This window comes from Saccharopolyspora cebuensis, assembly GCF_039542665.1.
Classification (GTDB): Bacteria; Actinomycetota; Actinomycetes; order Mycobacteriales; family Pseudonocardiaceae; genus Saccharopolyspora; species Saccharopolyspora cebuensis.
In genome coordinates this window covers 1-16138 of record NZ_BAABII010000007.1, presented here as the reverse complement: position 1 = coordinate 16138, position 16138 = coordinate 1, and the positions used below count along the sequence as shown (strand labels likewise).

The 16138-nt window shown below is 71.7% G+C and carries 12 protein-coding genes; 5 read left to right on the top strand and 7 right to left on the bottom strand.

Features of this window, described 5'->3' with window-relative positions; all coding sequences use genetic code 11:
• Window positions 1-256: 256 nt before the first annotated feature.
• Window positions 257-1447, bottom strand: a complete 1191-nt coding sequence (locus ABD976_RS13130) for a phosphodiester glycosidase family protein (protein ID WP_345362628.1) — start codon at window positions 1445-1447, stop codon at window positions 257-259.
• Between the two features lie 174 nt (window positions 1448-1621).
• Here ABD976_RS13130 and ABD976_RS13125 point away from each other — a divergent pair, with 174 nt between their 5' ends.
• The gene (locus tag ABD976_RS13125) at window positions 1622-2683 is read left to right on the top strand and encodes a methyltransferase domain-containing protein (protein ID WP_345362625.1); all 1062 of its coding nucleotides are present in this window, start codon (window positions 1622-1624) and stop codon (window positions 2681-2683) included.
• A 3-nt stretch (window positions 2684-2686) separates the two neighbouring features.
• Here the strand turns inward: ABD976_RS13125 and ABD976_RS13120 are convergent, their stop codons facing one another.
• The 6 genes from ABD976_RS13120 to ABD976_RS13095 form a co-directional block, all read right to left on the bottom strand.
• Window positions 2687-3589 (bottom strand): dioxygenase family protein, encoded by a 903-nt coding sequence (locus tag ABD976_RS13120; RefSeq protein ID WP_345362622.1) that lies wholly within the window; start codon window positions 3587-3589, stop codon window positions 2687-2689.
• A 393-nt stretch (window positions 3590-3982) separates the two neighbouring features.
• Complete coding sequence (locus tag ABD976_RS13115) at window positions 3983-4546, bottom strand: GNAT family N-acetyltransferase (RefSeq protein ID WP_345362620.1); 564 nt, start codon at window positions 4544-4546, stop codon at window positions 3983-3985.
• A gap of 226 nt (window positions 4547-4772) precedes the next feature.
• Window positions 4773-5249, bottom strand: coding sequence for a (2Fe-2S)-binding protein (locus tag ABD976_RS13110; RefSeq protein WP_345362618.1), 477 nt, complete (start codon window positions 5247-5249; stop codon window positions 4773-4775).
• 9 nt (window positions 5250-5258) lie between these two features.
• Window positions 5259-7556, bottom strand: coding sequence for a molybdopterin cofactor-binding domain-containing protein (locus ABD976_RS13105; protein ID WP_345362616.1), 2298 nt, complete (start codon window positions 7554-7556; stop codon window positions 5259-5261).
• A gap of 6 nt (window positions 7557-7562) precedes the next feature.
• Window positions 7563-8801 carry an oxygenase MpaB family protein gene (locus ABD976_RS13100; RefSeq protein WP_345362613.1) on the bottom strand — a complete coding sequence of 413 codons (1239 nt, stop codon included), beginning with the start codon at window positions 8799-8801 and terminating at the stop codon, window positions 7563-7565.
• A gap of 93 nt (window positions 8802-8894) precedes the next feature.
• A complete protein-coding gene (locus tag ABD976_RS13095) occupies window positions 8895-10121 on the bottom strand; it encodes an oxygenase MpaB family protein (protein WP_345362610.1) in 1227 nt (408 codons plus the stop codon).
• 126 nt (window positions 10122-10247) lie between these two features.
• On the opposite strand from ABD976_RS13095, the gene ABD976_RS13090 reads away from it, so the two are divergent.
• The 4 genes from ABD976_RS13090 (at window position 10248) to ABD976_RS13075 (ending at window position 15844) form a co-directional block, all read left to right on the top strand.
• Window positions 10248-10934 (top strand): TetR/AcrR family transcriptional regulator, encoded by a 687-nt coding sequence (locus tag ABD976_RS13090; protein WP_345362607.1) that lies wholly within the window; start codon window positions 10248-10250, stop codon window positions 10932-10934.
• 34 nt (window positions 10935-10968) lie between these two features.
• Window positions 10969-12792: an AMP-dependent synthetase/ligase gene (locus ABD976_RS13085; RefSeq protein WP_345362604.1), complete on the top strand. Its 1824-nt coding sequence runs from the start codon at window positions 10969-10971 to the stop codon at window positions 12790-12792.
• 15 nt (window positions 12793-12807) lie between these two features.
• Window positions 12808-13938 carry an acyl-CoA dehydrogenase family protein gene (locus tag ABD976_RS13080; RefSeq protein ID WP_345362601.1) on the top strand — a complete coding sequence of 377 codons (1131 nt, stop codon included), beginning with the start codon at window positions 12808-12810 and terminating at the stop codon, window positions 13936-13938.
• A gap of 586 nt (window positions 13939-14524) precedes the next feature.
• On the top strand, window positions 14525-15844 hold the full coding sequence (locus ABD976_RS13075) for a pyroglutamyl peptidase (protein ID WP_345362598.1): 1320 nt from the start codon (window positions 14525-14527) through the stop codon (window positions 15842-15844).
• Window positions 15845-16138 lie beyond the last annotated feature (294 nt).

Below are 16138 nucleotides of genomic sequence, written 5' to 3'. Positions count from 1 at the left end.
GGCGGCGCCGACCGAACGGCCGAATCGGCGATCACCGAACGCGGTCGGCCCGCACCCGTCGACCCGACGTACCAGCACGTCAGCGGCTCGACGTTCCCGCGGCGAGGGCGGCCGGGGTTCCCCGCTGCGGAAAATGCCGCCGAGCCGGTGACCGGAATGCGGCGGGATCACCGCTTTCGCGCCCTTTTCGCCGATCCGGCGCGGGGAATTGCGCGCGCACCGCTTTTCCCCGACCGTTCCCGCGTTCCGCCACCGCTCAGCGCGGGAACACGCCGATGCCGTTGGCGACCGGGCGGGGCTTGCCGTCCGAGGGCACGTTGCGCACCGTGGCCGCGTCCTCGCCGGGCCCGCGCAGCGCGAACGTCGACGAGCCGCCGCCGTCGAGGTTGACCGCGTCGTCGGCGCCGAACGAACGCAGCAGGTCGGCCAGCTCGGCGACGGTCATCCCGGCGCTGACCGCGGAGCGGCCGTCCACCACGACGAGGTAGGCGAACCGGCCGTCGGCGCTGGCCCCGGCGGCCGTGCGGGGCGCGAGCTCACCCGCGTCGAGCCCGGCCAGCGGCGCCCCGTCGCGCAGGATCGGGAAACCGCCCACCGCGAACCGGAACGGCGGGGCGTCCTCGGCGACCAGCCGGGGCCGCACGCGCACCCGGTCGCCCGGATCGAGGGACTCCAGCTCGGCGGCGCCGTCCTCCCGACCCACCAGCACGGTGGTGCCGCGCGGGATCGCCCCGGCACCGGGTTCCTCGTGCTCGGCGACCACGACCCCGTCCCGCACGACGACCTCCTCGGTCTCCGCGCTGCACGGCGTCTCCCGGCTCGCGTCGGAACCGCAGGTCGAGCGCACCCGCGACATGGGGCCCCACTCGCTGGTGAACACGCCGATGCCGTCCTCCGCCAGCGCGTACTGGTTCAGGCCCTCCAGGTCGAAGGTGCCCTCGCTGGTCCGCGCGTACCCGGTGAGGTCGAGGCCGCCGACCCGCGCCCGGCGGTCCACGCCGACGCCGAACACGTCCCAGGTGGAGGTGCCCGTCGGCAGCCCGGGCCCGAACCGCTGGCCCGCGGGCACCGCGCCCTTCCGGTCGCGCCCGCCGGCGATCTCCGGCCCGACCGAGGAGCCGGTCGGCTCGACGCCCTCGTGCACCGAGCTGATGTTGAAGAAGTCGCCGTTGACCCCGGCGACCGCACCCCGCGCGTTGGCCATGTCCGGCACCTCGTCGCGCGCGGCGATCGAGCCCGGGTGGAGCAGCCCGAGCCGCGCCCGGTGCAGGTCGACGGTGAGCAGGTGGCCGTTGACCGCGCCGTGCCCGGTGGTCACGGTGAACGGCCGGTGGTCGATCCCCGGGGCGACCGGCCCGCTCGCCGACGCCGTCGGCGGCACCAGGAGCCCGAGCACGACCGCGACGGCGAACGCGGCGGACCGGCGCGGAGGACGCATCGAAGTCATGGCGAGAAAGCTGCCACCGACCGGTGCCGCCGAGCCGAGTGCCACGCGGCCGGCCCCTGAATCCCCGGTGAACGGCGGGCCGAGGTCAGCCGCCCACCCGCTCCGCCCCGCGCTACGCTCGCGCACGTCGGGCGGCTATCGTGCGCTTCTCCGCCGACGGAAGGGACGAGGACGGTGACGGTGCGGGTGCTGGCGCGGACCCTCCGCGGGCTGGAGGACGTCGCCGCCGAGGAGCTGACCGGGCGCGACCTCGGCCGGGTCGAGCGCACCCGCCACCGCGAGGTGTGGTTCACCGCGGACCGCCCCGACCCCCGCCTGCTGGACCTGCGCACCGTCGACGACCTGTTCCTGCTCGCCGACGTCGTCGACGACGTCGGGCACACGAAGCGGGAACTGGCCCGGCTGGCCGAAGCCGCCCGGACCGGCGATCCGGGCGAGCTGCTGCGGACCCGGGCCCGCTGCGGCGGCGCCGGCACCGCGACGGCCGTGGACGTCGCCGCGTCGTTCCTCGGCAAGCGCAACTACAACCGCTACGACATCGAGGACGCCGTCGGCACCGAGATCGCCGACGCCCTGGGGCTGCCGTACCACTCCCGGCGGGGCGGCAGCGCTCCGCCCGAGGGGTCCCTGTCGTTCCGGGTCACGATCGAGGGCACCCAGGCCGCGCTGGCCCTGCGCATCGCCGACCGGCCGCTGCACCGCAGGCCCTACAAGCAGGCCTCGACCCCGGGCACCCTGCACCCGCCGCTGGCCGCCGCCATGGCCCTGCTGGCCGACGCCGGTCCGGCCGACACCGTGCTCGACCCGTGCTGCGGCACCGGGACCCTCCTCATCGAGGCCGCCGACCTGGGCCTGGGGGCGCGGCTGCTCGGCGCCGACCACGACCCGCGCGCGCTGGCCGCGGCCACGGCGAACGCCGCCGCCACCGGCACCGCGGCGACCTGGCTGCGGTCCGACGCGGGCAGGCTGCCCCTCGCGTCCGGCCGGATCGACCGGATCGTGAGCAACCCGCCCTGGGACCGCCAGGTCGCCGCGCACGGCTCGCTGGCCGCGCGCCCGGACCGCTTGTACCGGGAGATCCGGCGGGTGCTGTCCGGTTCGGGGCGCGCGGTGCTGCTGCTGCACGAGGCGGAGGCGCAGCGCGCCGCGGCGGAGGCCGCCGGGCTGCGGGTCCGCGAGGTCCGCCCGGTGAGCCTGTTCGGCACGCACCCCTCGGTGGTCACGCTCACCGGCTGAGGCTCAGGACCCGGCCGGGGCGAGGACGACGTCGAAGCGGCAGCGGGCCCACGTCCGGTCGCCGAGCTCCCGCCCGTCGGGGGTCGGCGTCCCGGGGTCCTGCTGCTCGAACCGCTTCACCAGCGAGTCCTTGACGCCGAAGACGCAGTCGCCGATCGCGAGCTGCGGGTCGCCCTCGACGAAGATGTGCGTGACGAGCGTGCGCAGGCCCGCCGCGGTGACCATGAAGTGCAGGTGCGCCGCACGCACCGGCGAGCGGCCGGCGGCTTCGAGCATCCGGCCGACCGGACCGTCGTGCGGGATGGGGTAGGGCACCGGTGTCAGGCCCCAGAACCGGTACCGGCCGTCGGCGTCGGAGTGCAGGTGGGCGCGACCGGCGACGCGGCCGTCGGAGTGCTGGACGTCGTAGAAGCCGTCCTCGTCGCACTCCCACACCTCGATGCGCGCGCCGGGCACGGGAGCGCCCTCGGTGTCGGTGACGGTGCCCTCGACCCAGCACGGCTGACCGGGCGCGCTGCCCGCGAGATCACCGCCGAGGGGGATCTCCGGGGAGTCCTCGACGAAGAACGGCCCGAAGACGGTGGCCTCGGTGGCCCCGGCGTACGACCGGTTGTTCACGGCGATGGTCTGCATGGAGGCGCCGAGCACGTCGGACAGCAGCACGAACTCCTGCCGCTCGTCGTCGGTGATGTCGCCGACGGCGGTGAGGAACTCGATCGCGGTGTTCCACTCCCGCTCGGTCAGGCGCACGTCGCGGATGAACGCGTGCAGGTGCCGCGTCAGCGACCGCATCACCTGCTTCAGCCGCGGATCGGGGGTGCCGTCGAAGGACGCCAGGACGTCCTCGACGACGCGGTCCTCGACGGCGGCCTGCTCAGCCGGGGTGGGCTCGTGGTCGTCGGTCATGGCGGGGCTACCTCTCACCGGGCGGGGCTCCAGGTCGGCGCGCGTGGCCTTCGGGGACCACGGTAAGGATCAGCTCGGCCGCTCCGGGAGTCCCGTCCGCGGCGGCGCCCGGGATGGTGCGGTCGGGAACCGGGCTCATGGCTCCGATGCTGTCATCGGCCGGCCGGTGGTCCGGGTGGCGCTGGTCATCGCTTCGTGCCGGGGCCGGGCCGGTGGCCCTGGTGCTGGACGTCCGAGGCCGTGGTCGCCGCTCTCGCCCAGCGGTGGACCCGTCCGCTGCGGCCAGGACCGCGCACCGACGGGAAGGACCCGCTGACCTGGCGCCCCAGGTCAGCGGGTCCTCCTTCGACCGGTGGCGGCGCGGACCACCGGCGCCTGCCGCCGCTCAGGCGGTCACGAAGCCCAGCGGGACTCCGCCCATTCGCGGGCGAGCATGGCGTAGTGCAGCTCGCCGCCCCACTCGCCCTTGAAGATCTCCGATTCGACGAAGTGCGCCTCCTTGCGCAGGCCGAGGCGCTCCATCAGCCGCGCGGAGCCGGTGTTGCGCGGGTCGCAGCGCCCGATGATGCGGTGCAGCCCGAGCTGTTCGAAACCGAGCCGCAGCATCTCCACCGAGGCTTCCGAGGCGTAACCGCTGCCGTGGTGGTCGGGGTGCAGCACGTAGCCGAACTCGCCCTGCTGGTTCTGCTCGCTGAGCCAGATCAGCAGGGTGTAGCCGATGACCGTGCCGCCCTGCTCGATGGCGAGCATCAGCGTGTCGCCCTCCTTGCGCAGCGCGGTCTGCCGCACGCGCAGGGCCAGCTCCTCGGCGTTGTTCTCGCGGGTGCGCGGCTCGTTGAACAGGTAGCGGGCCACCTCGGGGATCGACTCGAACGCGAGCATGTCGTCCTCGTCGGCCTCGGTGAACGGCCGGAGCACCAGGCGCTCGGTCTTGATCGGCTGGGTGATTTCGAGCATTCATTCTCCTCGTCAGCAGCAGCGCTGCGGTGCGAACGGGCGCGCGGAGGAGAACGGCGGCCATCGACGAACCTCCCTCCGACGCACGGCGTCCCGCGCCGGAGCTTTCCGCGCACTCCCCCGCACCCAAGGTACGGGCTGCGCGGAGCCGCTTCTGCGATTCCAGCGCACACCGCTGGGCTCGGGGTCAACTCCTCGTCCCGGCGGCGAAGGCGGACGCCGCGGCTCACAGGTGTGCCGCGGCGTCCTTGATGGCTTCCCGGATCCGGGGGTAGGTGCCGCAGCGGCAGATGTTGCGGAGGGTGTCGAGATCGGCCTCGGTGACGGTGCGGCCTTCGGAGCTCGCGCGGCGGACGAGGGCGACCGCGGCCATGATCTGGCCCGGCTGGCAGTAGCCGCACTGGGCGACGTCGTGGTCGAGCCAGGCCCGCTGCATGGGGTGCAGTTCTTCGCCGACTGTGTCCGGCAGGCCTTCGATCGTGGTGATCTCGTCGGTCGGCCGGATGTCCTCGACCGGCACGGCGCAGGGGTTGAACGCCTCGCCGTTGAGGTGGCTGGTGCAGGCCTTGCAGACGTTGATGCCGCAGCCGTACTTCGGGCCGGTGATGCCGAGGAGGTCGCGCAGCACCCACAGCAGGCGGACGTCGTCGGCGACGTCGACGGTGACCTGCTCGCCGTTGACGCGGAAGGTGTGCTCGGGCAACGGTTCTCCTTACCAGGCGTGGTCCCGGCCGTCGGTGGGCGACTGCGGGACGGGTGGGACGGTCGGTTTGGGGTCGAACGACAGCGCGTCGTGGTTGATCGGGAACCGGGTGGGCATCGTCCCGGTCGCCCGGCCGTAGGCGCACGCGACGGCCGCCATGGACGCGGCGACGCCGAGTTCCCCGGCGCCGCCGGGGGTGTCGCTGGTGTTCGGCAGGACGACGATCTCCAGCTCCGGCGGGGTGTTCCACTGCCGGGTGTAGAAGTAGTCGTCCCAGCTGGCCTCCAGGAAGTGCCCTTCGCGCAGGTGCAGGCTGGAGGTCAGCGCGAGGGCGATGCCGTCGCACACGCAGCCCATCATCTGCGCCTCCAGTCCGCGCGGGTTGACCGCGAGTCCCACGTCGACGGCGAAGACGGCCTTCGTGACGCGAGGTCCGGCGACACCGTCGCGGATGGGGCGGTTGACGGTCTCGGGGCGGCAGTCGATCTCGACGAGGCACGCGCTGACGGCCTTGTACTCGGCGTGGAAGGCGATGCCCTGGGCGACGCCATCGGGTGTCGGCCGCCCCCAGCCACCGACCTCGGCGACCTTTTCGAGCGCCGCGCGGGAACGCTCGTCCCGGAGGAAGGCGCGCCGGAACTCGTAGGGATCCCGACCCATCTCGGCCGCGAGCCGGTCGACGATGAGCTCGCGGGCGCAGGTGACGTCCGGGGAGTAGACGTTGCGCATGCTGCCGGTGTTGAACCCGGTGTCGGTTTCGGACAGCAGCCGGCTGTTCGCGCCGAAGTCGTACGACATCGTCTGGGACAGCTGGAAGAACGTCGCGGCGAAGCCGATGTCGCCCACCGGCAGCCGGGCCGCGGTGGCGGTGATGATCTCGCCGAGCCCGTGTCCGAGGTCGGTGGACACGCTGGTGTGGCGCTGGTCGTAGCCCAGCACCGCGTTGCCGGCGTAGGTGACGCGCACGCGGGACGTGCACATCGGGTGGGTGCGGCCCTGGCGGGAGTCGTCGGCGCGGTGCCACATCAGCTTGACGGGCTTGCCGAATTCCCGCGACGCCTCCGCCGCTTCCAGCGCGGCGTCGAAGAACAGCTTGCGGCCGAACGAGCCGCCGCCCTCGGTGACGTGCACGGTGACGGCGCTGAGCGGGAGCCGGAGCTTGGCGGCGATGGTCTGCTGGGCGACGATCGGCGACTTCAGCCCCGCCCAGATCTCGGCGCGGTCGGAGCGCACGTCCGCGACGGCGCAGTTGGGTTCGAGCGCGCTGTTGCTGCGGAAGTAGAAGGTGAACGTGTCCTCCACCGTGCGGGTCAGCGGCAGTTCCGGGCCGAGCGGCAGCTCCGCGGCGCGCAGCTCGTCGAGGACGGTGTCGTCGGACTTGCCCTCCGCGGTTCCGGGTTCCCACGACACGCGCAGCGCGCGCACGGCGTCGATGCACTGGCCGAAGGTTTCGGCGCGCACCGCCACGCCGGTCGAGATCACCGCGACGTCGGTGACGCCCGGCAGGGCGCGGACCTCGGCGAGGTTGGCCACCGAGCCGACCGCGCCGTTGATGGTCGGCGGGCGGCACACCATCGTCGGCAGCGCGTCCGGCACGTCGAGGTCGAGCGCGAACTTCTTCCGCCCGGTCACCGCGTCGAGCGCGTCGATCCTGTTGTGCGGTTCGCCGATGACGGTGAACGACTCCCGCGGTCGCAGTTCGACCGCCACCTGCTCGGCACGGGTGCTCGCGGCTTTCGCGGCGAGCGCGCCGATGTCCAGGCTGCCGCGCCGGGGGGCGGAGACGACACCGCCGTCGAGCGTGAGGCGCGCCGCGGGCACGCCGAACTCCGCCGACGCGGCGTCGAGCAGCCGCGCCCGCGCGACGGCGGCGGCGATCCGGATCGGGGTGTAGGTCGCGATGGTCGTGTTGGACCCGCCGGTGAGCTGGTTGAACACCAGCTCGGGCCGCGCGTCGGCCAGGGCGACCCGCACCCGCTCGACCGGTACCCCGAGCTCTTCGGCGATCAGCATGGCCGTCGAGGTGGTGATGCCCTGGCCGACCTCGGCGCGGGGCAGCGCGAAGGACACCGTGCCGTCGGGCTGGACCTCGACGGCGATCAGGTTCGCCGTCGGCCACGCCGCCACGGTCATCATGTCGTTGAGGTCGAGGATGTCGGTGATTTCCGGCGACGGCAGCTGCGTCGGTGCGAGCGATGTTCCCTGGGCCGAGGCCGCCGCGGTCCCGCCGAGCTCGGCGGCGGCCACCAGGGTCGGTCCCGCCAGCACGTACCCCAGGAACCGCCGCCGGCCGATCGAATTGCGCACGAGGCTTTACTCCGGTCGGTTGTGGGTCGGGATCTCGATCTTCGTCTCCTCGCCCTTGGTGAGGTAGAAGAGGATGTACTGCCGCAGCGCCTCGTCGATGGTCCAGGCGACCTCGGGCACCAGCGGCAGCGGGATGAGCCCCTCGCGGAACTTCACCAGCAGCGGCCACACCTCGGGGATCACCCGGTCCCACACCGGTTCGCGTTCGATGCCGTCCCAGTCGGCTACCTGGTCGCCGACCAGGTAGCGGGCGAGCGCGTTGCACAGCGGCCTGCTCAGGCTCGCGGGACTGGTCTGCTCGGCCAGCTGGCCGAGCAGGATATCGGTGAGCGCGACGCCTTCCGGGGTCGGCCCCATGTTGCGGGCCAGGATCTGGTCCGACTGCGCGTAGGCCGCCTCCCAGGTGGCGGGGATGTACTCGTCGGAGATCCCGAGCAGGTGCGCGGTCACCTGCCACACGTGCAGGTAGGCCTCCGACTCGGCGTCGGTGATCGGCACCTCCCACTCGCGCATCTTGCGCATCGCGAAGGTCGGCAGGGTGTGCCAGGTGACCAGCATGTCCTCCTGGCTGATCGGGATCTCCTCGTCGGCGCCCGCGCCCTGCCGCCACTGCGGCGACTGCGGCAGCAGGTGGCGCACCGCCGCGTGCACCAACCGCGTCTTCACGCACTCGACGACGCACGTGCCGTCGGGCCGGTAGGCGTTCAACGAGCCGACGGCGAAACCGAACAGGCTCGTCTTCGCGACCCGGTCCTCCATGTCCGCGCCGCCCGCCGAGTGGTACACGGCCCGCGCCTCCTTGGGGATCGCGGTGGCCAGGATGCCGCCGCCCGGCCCGTTGCACAGGTTGAGGTAGAGACCGCGGCCCTTGTTGAACTCGGCCGCCCGCTCCAGCTTGTCGTGGTCCGCCCACGAGGGCAGTTGCCGCGCCTGTTCCAGGAAATCCCGCAGATCGGCCGGCAGCCCTTCCGGTAAGGGCTGGTCGTTGCGCTCCCAATTCCACAGCAGCTCGTTCACCTGCGGGATGACGCCGCGCTCGAACAACGACTCCAGCAGCGGATCGGCTTCGGCGTCCCACACCCAGTGCGGATCCGCACCGGCACCCGAACCCGCCACGGAACCGCTCGGCGACCAGTCCCACCCGACCAAGGACCGCGCCTGCGCCGGAGCGGCCGCCACCAGCGCACCGAGCGTCGCCAGCCCACCGCCGGTGATCAGCGCCCTGCGCCTGCTGAACTCCGCCATTGTTGGACTCCTCTCCAGGACTCGCTATCCCCGCGGGACAGGCGCCGGAGCGGTCCGCGCCCTCCGGCCCTGCCCCTCACCGCGGAGGTCGTGCTAGGACGGACGGTTGGTCTGGGGGATCTCGATGCTGATCGGGTAGTTCGCCTCGGACAGGAACAGCAGGACCACCTGCCGGATCAGCTCCTCGAAGAGCCAGTAGGTCTCGTCGGCGCCCGGGAAGTTGAGCCCGAACTCGCGGGCGGCGATGAACGGCGGCCAGAACGTGTCCAGCAGCGGGTCGAAGATCGGCTCCCTCGGGATCTCCAGCCATTCCGCGATCTGCTCGCCGAGGGTGTAGCGGGTGAACGCGCCGAGCACCGGCCTGCTGAGCACGCCACCGTCCAGTTCGGAGCCGAGGCCGAGCAGGATGTCGGCCAGGTCCTTGCCTTCCGGGGTCGGCGCGAGGATCGGGTGCAGGACCTGTTCGGCCTGGGAGTTGGCTTCGCTCCACGAGACCGGGATGTACTCGTCGCGCACGCCGAGCATGTGCGCGGTCACCTGCCACGAGTGCAGGTACGCTTCCGCATCCGCGGCCGGGACCGGCACCTTCCACTCGGTCAGCTTCTGCATCACGGTGGTGGCCAGGCTGTGCCAGGTGACCATGATGTCGGCCTGGCTGATCGGAACGTCCTCGGGTGCCGCGTCGTTCCACGGCTGGGACTGCGGCAGCAGGTGCCGCACGGCCGCGTGCACCAGGCGGGTCTTCACGCAGGTGACGGTCATTTGGCCGTCGGGCGAGTAGGCGTTGTGCGTGCCGATGTCGTAGCCGAGCTTGGCGGTTTTCTCGATGCGGTCCTTCATGTTCGCTCCGCCGTAGGAGTGGTAGACCGCGCGCGCCTCCTTGGGGATGACGGTGCTCATCATTCCGCTGGCCATCGCGTACAGCACGCCGAGGTAGAGACCCCGCCGCTTGGTGAAATCGAAGGACTGCGCCAATTTGCCGTGATCGACCCACGACGGCAACCGGCGGGCGTTCTCCATCAGGTCCCGCAGGTCCGCGGGCAGCCCGCTCGGCAGCGGCTGGTCGTTGCGCGTCCAGGTCCGCAGCAGCTCGTTGACCCGGGGGACGTCGCCGGAATCCAGCAGCGATGCGATGACCTGGTCGGCTTCCGGGTCCCACACCCCGCGCGGGTCGGCCCCGATTCCCGCGCCCGCCACCGAGCCGTGCGGCGACCACGTCCACAGCGACCGTGCTTGAGCCGGCGCCGCCATTCCCAGAGCCCCCAGGGCTCCCAGCGCTCCGCCGGTGAACAGTGCCTTACGCCTGTTGAGCTCTTCCATCGGACGAACTCCTCCTTGAGTTATCCGCAATCCGGTTGATACTCTGATACAGGTCGTGCTTCTTCGTATCAAGGAGAGCACATTTCCGGACGAAACACCAGACCCCACCAACGGAAAGGCGGCTCCGTGGACCCCGTACTGTCCAGCCTGAACGCGACGGGAACCGACCCCTCGGAGTCGTTGCTGGAACGCGCGTTCGCCGAGTCCGCCGATCCCGCCGACGACCACGACGAGACGATCGGGCGGGTGCTCGAAGCCGCGTACGAGCAGTTCTGCCGCACGGGCACCCGGCGCTCGACGATGGAGGACGTCGCCCGGCGGGCCGGGGTTTCGCGGATCACCGTGTACCGCCGGTTCACCACCAAGGACACCCTGGTCGAGCAGGTGGTCCGGCGCGAGTTCCGCCGGTACTTCGACCAGTTCCGCCTCGACATCAAAGACGCCCGCACCGTGGCCGACCGCGTGGAGCTGGGCTTCGCCAGCTCGTTGCGGGCCATCCGGCGCAACCCGCTGATCGGCGGCCTGATGGCGGTCGAGCCGGACGTCGTCGTGCCGTCGCTGGTCGGTGACGGCGGCCGGACCATGGCCACCGTGAGCCGGTTCGTCGCGGACCGGCTGCGCAGCGAACAACGCGCGGGACACGTCTCCGCGGACGTCGACGTCGACCTCGTCGCCGAGATGATGGTGCGCGTCTCCACGTCGTTCCTCGTGACCCCGAGCGAACTCATCGACCTCGACGACGACGAGCAGGTGCGCGACGTCGCCCGCCGGTTCCTCGTCCCCATGCTGGAACCGCCCACCGCATCGCCCTGACCGGTGCCGCCGTTCGCGACGAAGGGAACAAGGCATGTCCTCAGCACACCGGGTCCACCGCGCCGTCGAAGGACGGACGATCACCGAGCTCCTGCGTCGCAATGCGCTGTCCTTCCCCGACCACCCCGCGCTGACCAGCGGGCTCGGCGGCGACGCGACGACGTGGACGTGGTCGCAGCTGCGTTCCGAGGTCGCCGCGCTCACCCGCGGCCTGTCCGCGCTCGGGCTCCGGTCAGGCGACCGCATGCTGATCGCGATGTCGAGCCGCCCCGAGCACTGGGTCGTCGACCTGGCCGCGATCCACCTCGGCGCGCTGCCGTGCACGACCTACGACACGCTGAGCACCGAGCAGATCCGCTTCGTCGCCCAGCACAGCGCGGCCACCGTGGTCGTCCTGGAAGGGGCCGAGCAGTTGCGGCGGTGGCAGCCGGTGCTGGACGAGCTGCCCGACCTGCGCGCCGTCGTCGCCCTCGACCCCGCCATCGTCGCGCCCGGAGACCTGCGGTTCGTCGGTTACGCGGACCTGCGCGGCGATCCGACGCCGGCGGACGTCGATGCGACGTTCGAGGACCTCACCGAGCAGGCCACGCCCGAGACCCCGCTGACCGTCGTCTACACCTCGGGGACCACGGGCGAACCCAAGGGCGTGGTGCTGTCGCACCGCAACGTCATCCACGAGTCGACGATGCAGGACCACCTGATCCCGGTACCGGAGCACCCGCGGACGGTGGCCTACCTGCCGCTGGCGCACATCGCCGAACGCGTGCTCGGGATCTACATGCCCATTTGCAACGCCGGCCACGTCACCCTCTGCCCCGATCCGGACCAGCTCCTGCCGAGCCTGGTCTCGGCTCGCCCCCACGGCTTCTTCGGCGTCCCCCGGGTGTGGGAGAAGCTCGCCGCCGGGCTGGAGGCGCGGCTCGGCGGACTCGACGACCAGCAGGCGGTCGCGGTGGCCGGTGCCCGGGACATCGCGCTGGAAGTGTTCCGGCTGCGGTCCGCGGACAAGGAGGTCCCCGCCGATCTCCAGGACCGGCACGACCAGCTCGACAGCGCCGTCCTGCGGCCGATCCGCGCCGCGATCGGGCTCGACGACTGCCGCCGCGCCGTCAGCGGGGCGGCGCCGATCCCCACCGCCGTCCTCGAATTCCTGGCGAGCCTGGGACTCGCCGTGTACGAGGTGTGGGGCCTGAGCGAGACGACCGGCGCGGCGACGGTCAGCACGCCGGAGGCGTTCGCGCTCGGCGCCGTCGGTCGACCGGGGCCGGGCATCGAGGTGTCGCTCGCCGAGGACGGGGAACTGCTCGTCCGCGGCCCCGTGGTGTTCCCCGGTTACCTCGCCCCGGACGGAGGCGTCGAGGCGGCCACCGATCCGGACGGCTGGCTGGCCACCGGGGACATCGGCACCGTCGACGAGCGGGGCATGGTCACCATCACCGACCGCAAGAAGGACATCATCATCACCGACGGCGGCAAGAACATCGCCCCGACCCGGATCGAGTCCTTGCTCCGGTCGCATCCCCTGGTCGCCCAGGCCGTCGCGATCGGGGACCGGCGCCGCTACGTCACCGCCCTGCTCGTGCTGGACGAGGAGGGCGGCCCCGCCTGGGCCCGGGCCAACGGGATCGGGACGACCTCCCTGGCGGAGCTGGCCCGCCACCCCCGGGTCCACGCCGCGCTCGACGACGTCGTCGCGGAAGCCAACACCCACCTCGCCCGGGTGGAGCAGGTCAAGACCTACCGGGTGCTCGCCGGCCCGTGGACCGCCGAATCCGGCGAGCTCACCCCGAAGCTCAGCCTGCGGCGCCCGGTCATCGCCGAACGCCACGCCGCCACGATCGACGCCATGTACGCCTGAGGAGGTTCCCCTTCCATGCCACGAATCCTGACCGACGAGCGACGCGACCTGGTCACCGCGATCGGCGACTTCTGCCGCCGCGAGTGCGGCCCCGAGCGGCAGCGCAACAACGGCGAGCCACAGCACGACCAGGAGGTCTACGAGAAGATGGCCGAGCTCGGCTGGCTCGGCATCGCGATCCCCGAAGCCTACGGCGGGGCCGGCCTCGGCATGACCGACCTGTGCCTGTTCCTCGAGGAGACCTCCTACTGGCGCGCCCCGGTCAGCGGCTTCGGCACCACGATCATCGCTGCCGCGGGCTACGAGAAGTTCGCCACCGACGAGCAGAAGAATGTCGTGCTCAACGGCGTCGTGAACGGACGGGTCGAAGCCATCTCGATGTCCGAACCCGGAGCGGGCTCCGACGTCGGAGCACTGATCTGCCGCGCCGAGCGCACCACCGGCGGGTACCTCGTCAACGGGCAGAAGACCTGGTGCTCCAACGCCCACCTGGCCGACCACGTCCTGCTCATCGCCAGGACCGCGCAGGAGGACTCCAAGCACCGGGGGCTCACCCAGTTCATGGTGCCCACCGACGTCGACGGACTGCAGATCAAAGGCATCGACACGATGGGCGGCCGGGAGGTCAACGACCTCTACTTCACCGACTGCTTCCTGCCGGACTCGGCGGTCGTCGGCACCCCGGGGCAGGCCTGGGCGCAGCTCATGACCGGGTTGAACCTGGAGCGGATGATCCTCGCCGCGATGATGCTCGGCGTCGCCCGGCGCGCCTTCGACGACACCCTCGCCTACGTCAAGCAGCGCGAGCAGTTCGGCCGCCCCATCGGCTCGTTCCAAGCCCTCAAGCACCGCATCGCCGACCTGGCCACCGAACTCGAATGCGCCCGCCTCCTGCTCGACGACGTCACCGCCACCATCGACGCCAACCCCGGCGAGGTCTTCGCCCGCGAAACGTCCATGGCCAAGCTCAAATGCACCGAACTCGCCAAGCACATGACCCTGGAAGGCATGCAGATGATGGGCGGCTACGGCTACGCCACCGAGTACGGCATGGAATCGCTCCACCGCGCGAGCATCGTCTCCACCGTCTACGGCGGCACCAGCGAAATCCAACGCGACATCATCGGCAAGACCCACGGCCTCTGACGACCCCCAGCCGCCTCGGGCCAGGCGGGTTGTCCCGACACCTCCGCCGGTGCCCAAGCGGTCCCCAACTCCGCAGCGCGCGAGCAACACCGAAGATCGACGCCGGACCCCGAAGAGACCCCGCTCACCAGGTTCACCGCGGTGAGCGGGGTCTCCAGTCCAGGGGTGGAGCTCAGCGGACGCCACCACGCCGGGACGCCAGGAGCTCGCACCGCGGGGGTCTGGGGGCTCGGCCCCAGAAGCAATCGGCGAAACGCACGAGGTCCGCGCCCTCTGCGGACGCTGGCCGACTGAAACCACCGGGCTCAGGTGGTGTCCATGTCGAAGACCAAGCGGTAGCGCACCTCGTCGCGGACCAGCGAACTCGGGATCGGCTTGTTCGGGTCGGCTGACAATCGACGGGAAGCGTGCCGACGATCCGGCGCACCTGCGGTACTCCACTGAGGACTCCCGGCTCCGACCAGGCGCCGCGCCGCGCCGAGCACCGACTGCCCGCTTTTCGTGAACTCGCCAACGCGAAGCGCCCTGCGAGCGCCCGATGTGGCATAGGCTCGCTCCGGTTCCACTGGCTCCTGGGAGGTTCGACTTGCGCCTCGGTGTGCGCGGCGTCTGCGCCGCGGCGGTGTTCACCCTGCTGGCCAGCGGGTTTCCAGCCACCGCCGGTGCGGTCGATTCGTGCTTCGAACCGAACGCGCCGACGACCGTCGAACAACGGCGGCTGGACAACGACGTCGCCGGCGAAATCCTGCGGCGGAGCGGTTTCGACCGGATCGCCGAGAAGTTCCAGCAGGAGCTGTGCGGCATCGACGACCACGACGACGCGAAGCGGTTCGTGCGATCCGAGGGCAAGCGGCTGTGGGAGACCACCGTCGCCCGCGCGCAGGGCCACTTGCCCGCGATGGGTGACCTGCCCGCGGACGACGACCGTCCGCTGTACTGGGCGCGGCTGCACATGACCAGGTCGCTCGCCCGCTGGCAGCCCGGTTTCGAGCTCGGCCCGGCCGAGCGTGCCGAGCTGGTGGCGTCCTTCGAGCGCGGCTCGCGCGGCCAGAACAGCGTCAAGGCGCCCGCGGGGGTCAAGCGAGTGCTGGTCAGCGGCTTCGACCCGTTCCAGCTCGACACCGACATCCGCCGCAGCAACCCGTCCGGCGCGGTGGCCCTCGCGCTCGACGGCACCGTGCTCGACACGCCTTCGGGCCCGGCCCGCGTCGAGACCGTGATGTTCCCCGTGTTGTGGGAGCCGTTCGAGCGGGGCGTCGTCGAGCGCACCTTCCTGCCACACGTGCGGCCAGGACCGGAACAGGTCGACCTGTTCGCCACGGTCAGCCAGGGCAGGCCGGAGCGGTTCGACATCGAGCGCTGGAACGGGCGCTGGCACGAAGGCATCGACAACAACCGCGAGCTGCGCGGCAACGTGATCACCGTGCCGCCGGAGCTGCCGACGCTCGACCCACCGCCGGAGTTCGTGCCGACGACCCAGCCCTACGCCGAGATCGTCGCCGCCGACACCGGCCGCTTCCCGGTCTTCGACAACACCCAGGTGACCGAGATCCCGCGCGGCGAGACCGAGCCGGTGATCCGGCCCGACGGCCCGACACCCGGTTCGCAGGCCCGAGCGGGCGGTGGTGGCAGCTACCTGTCCAACGAGGTCGCCTACCGGACGACGCTGCTGCGCGACGCGGTGGGCGCCGAGATCCCCGGCGGGCACGTGCACACGCCGATCCTGGAGTTCGGTCCGGGCAACACCACCGAGATCACCGACCCGGCGTTCGAGGCGAACCGGCGCGACATCAACGCCCAGTTCCGCACCATCCTCACCGTCGCGGTGGGCGCCGGAACCGCGGGCGATCCGTTCCAGCAGTCGGTCACACCGAGATCCAGCCCGCTGCCGCCGCCGTCGATGTGATCAGCTCACGAAGCGGGCCCGAGCCCGGCCAGCAACTCGCCCGGCCGGGCAGCCCACCATCGTCAGCGCCAGGTTCGCCAGCAACAACTCGTGCACGGCGGTATCGGCGGTGGCCACCCAGTCGGCGACGGGACGATGGATCGGCTCTTGCCACGGCGCCGCGGGAGGGTAGTCACCCAGTGAGTCACCCACAACGCGATCAGGACCGATGCTTGCTAGCATCGGCCCTGATCAGATGGGTGGAGCTGAGGGGATTCGAACCCCTGACCCCTTGACTGCCAGTACTTCGGACCT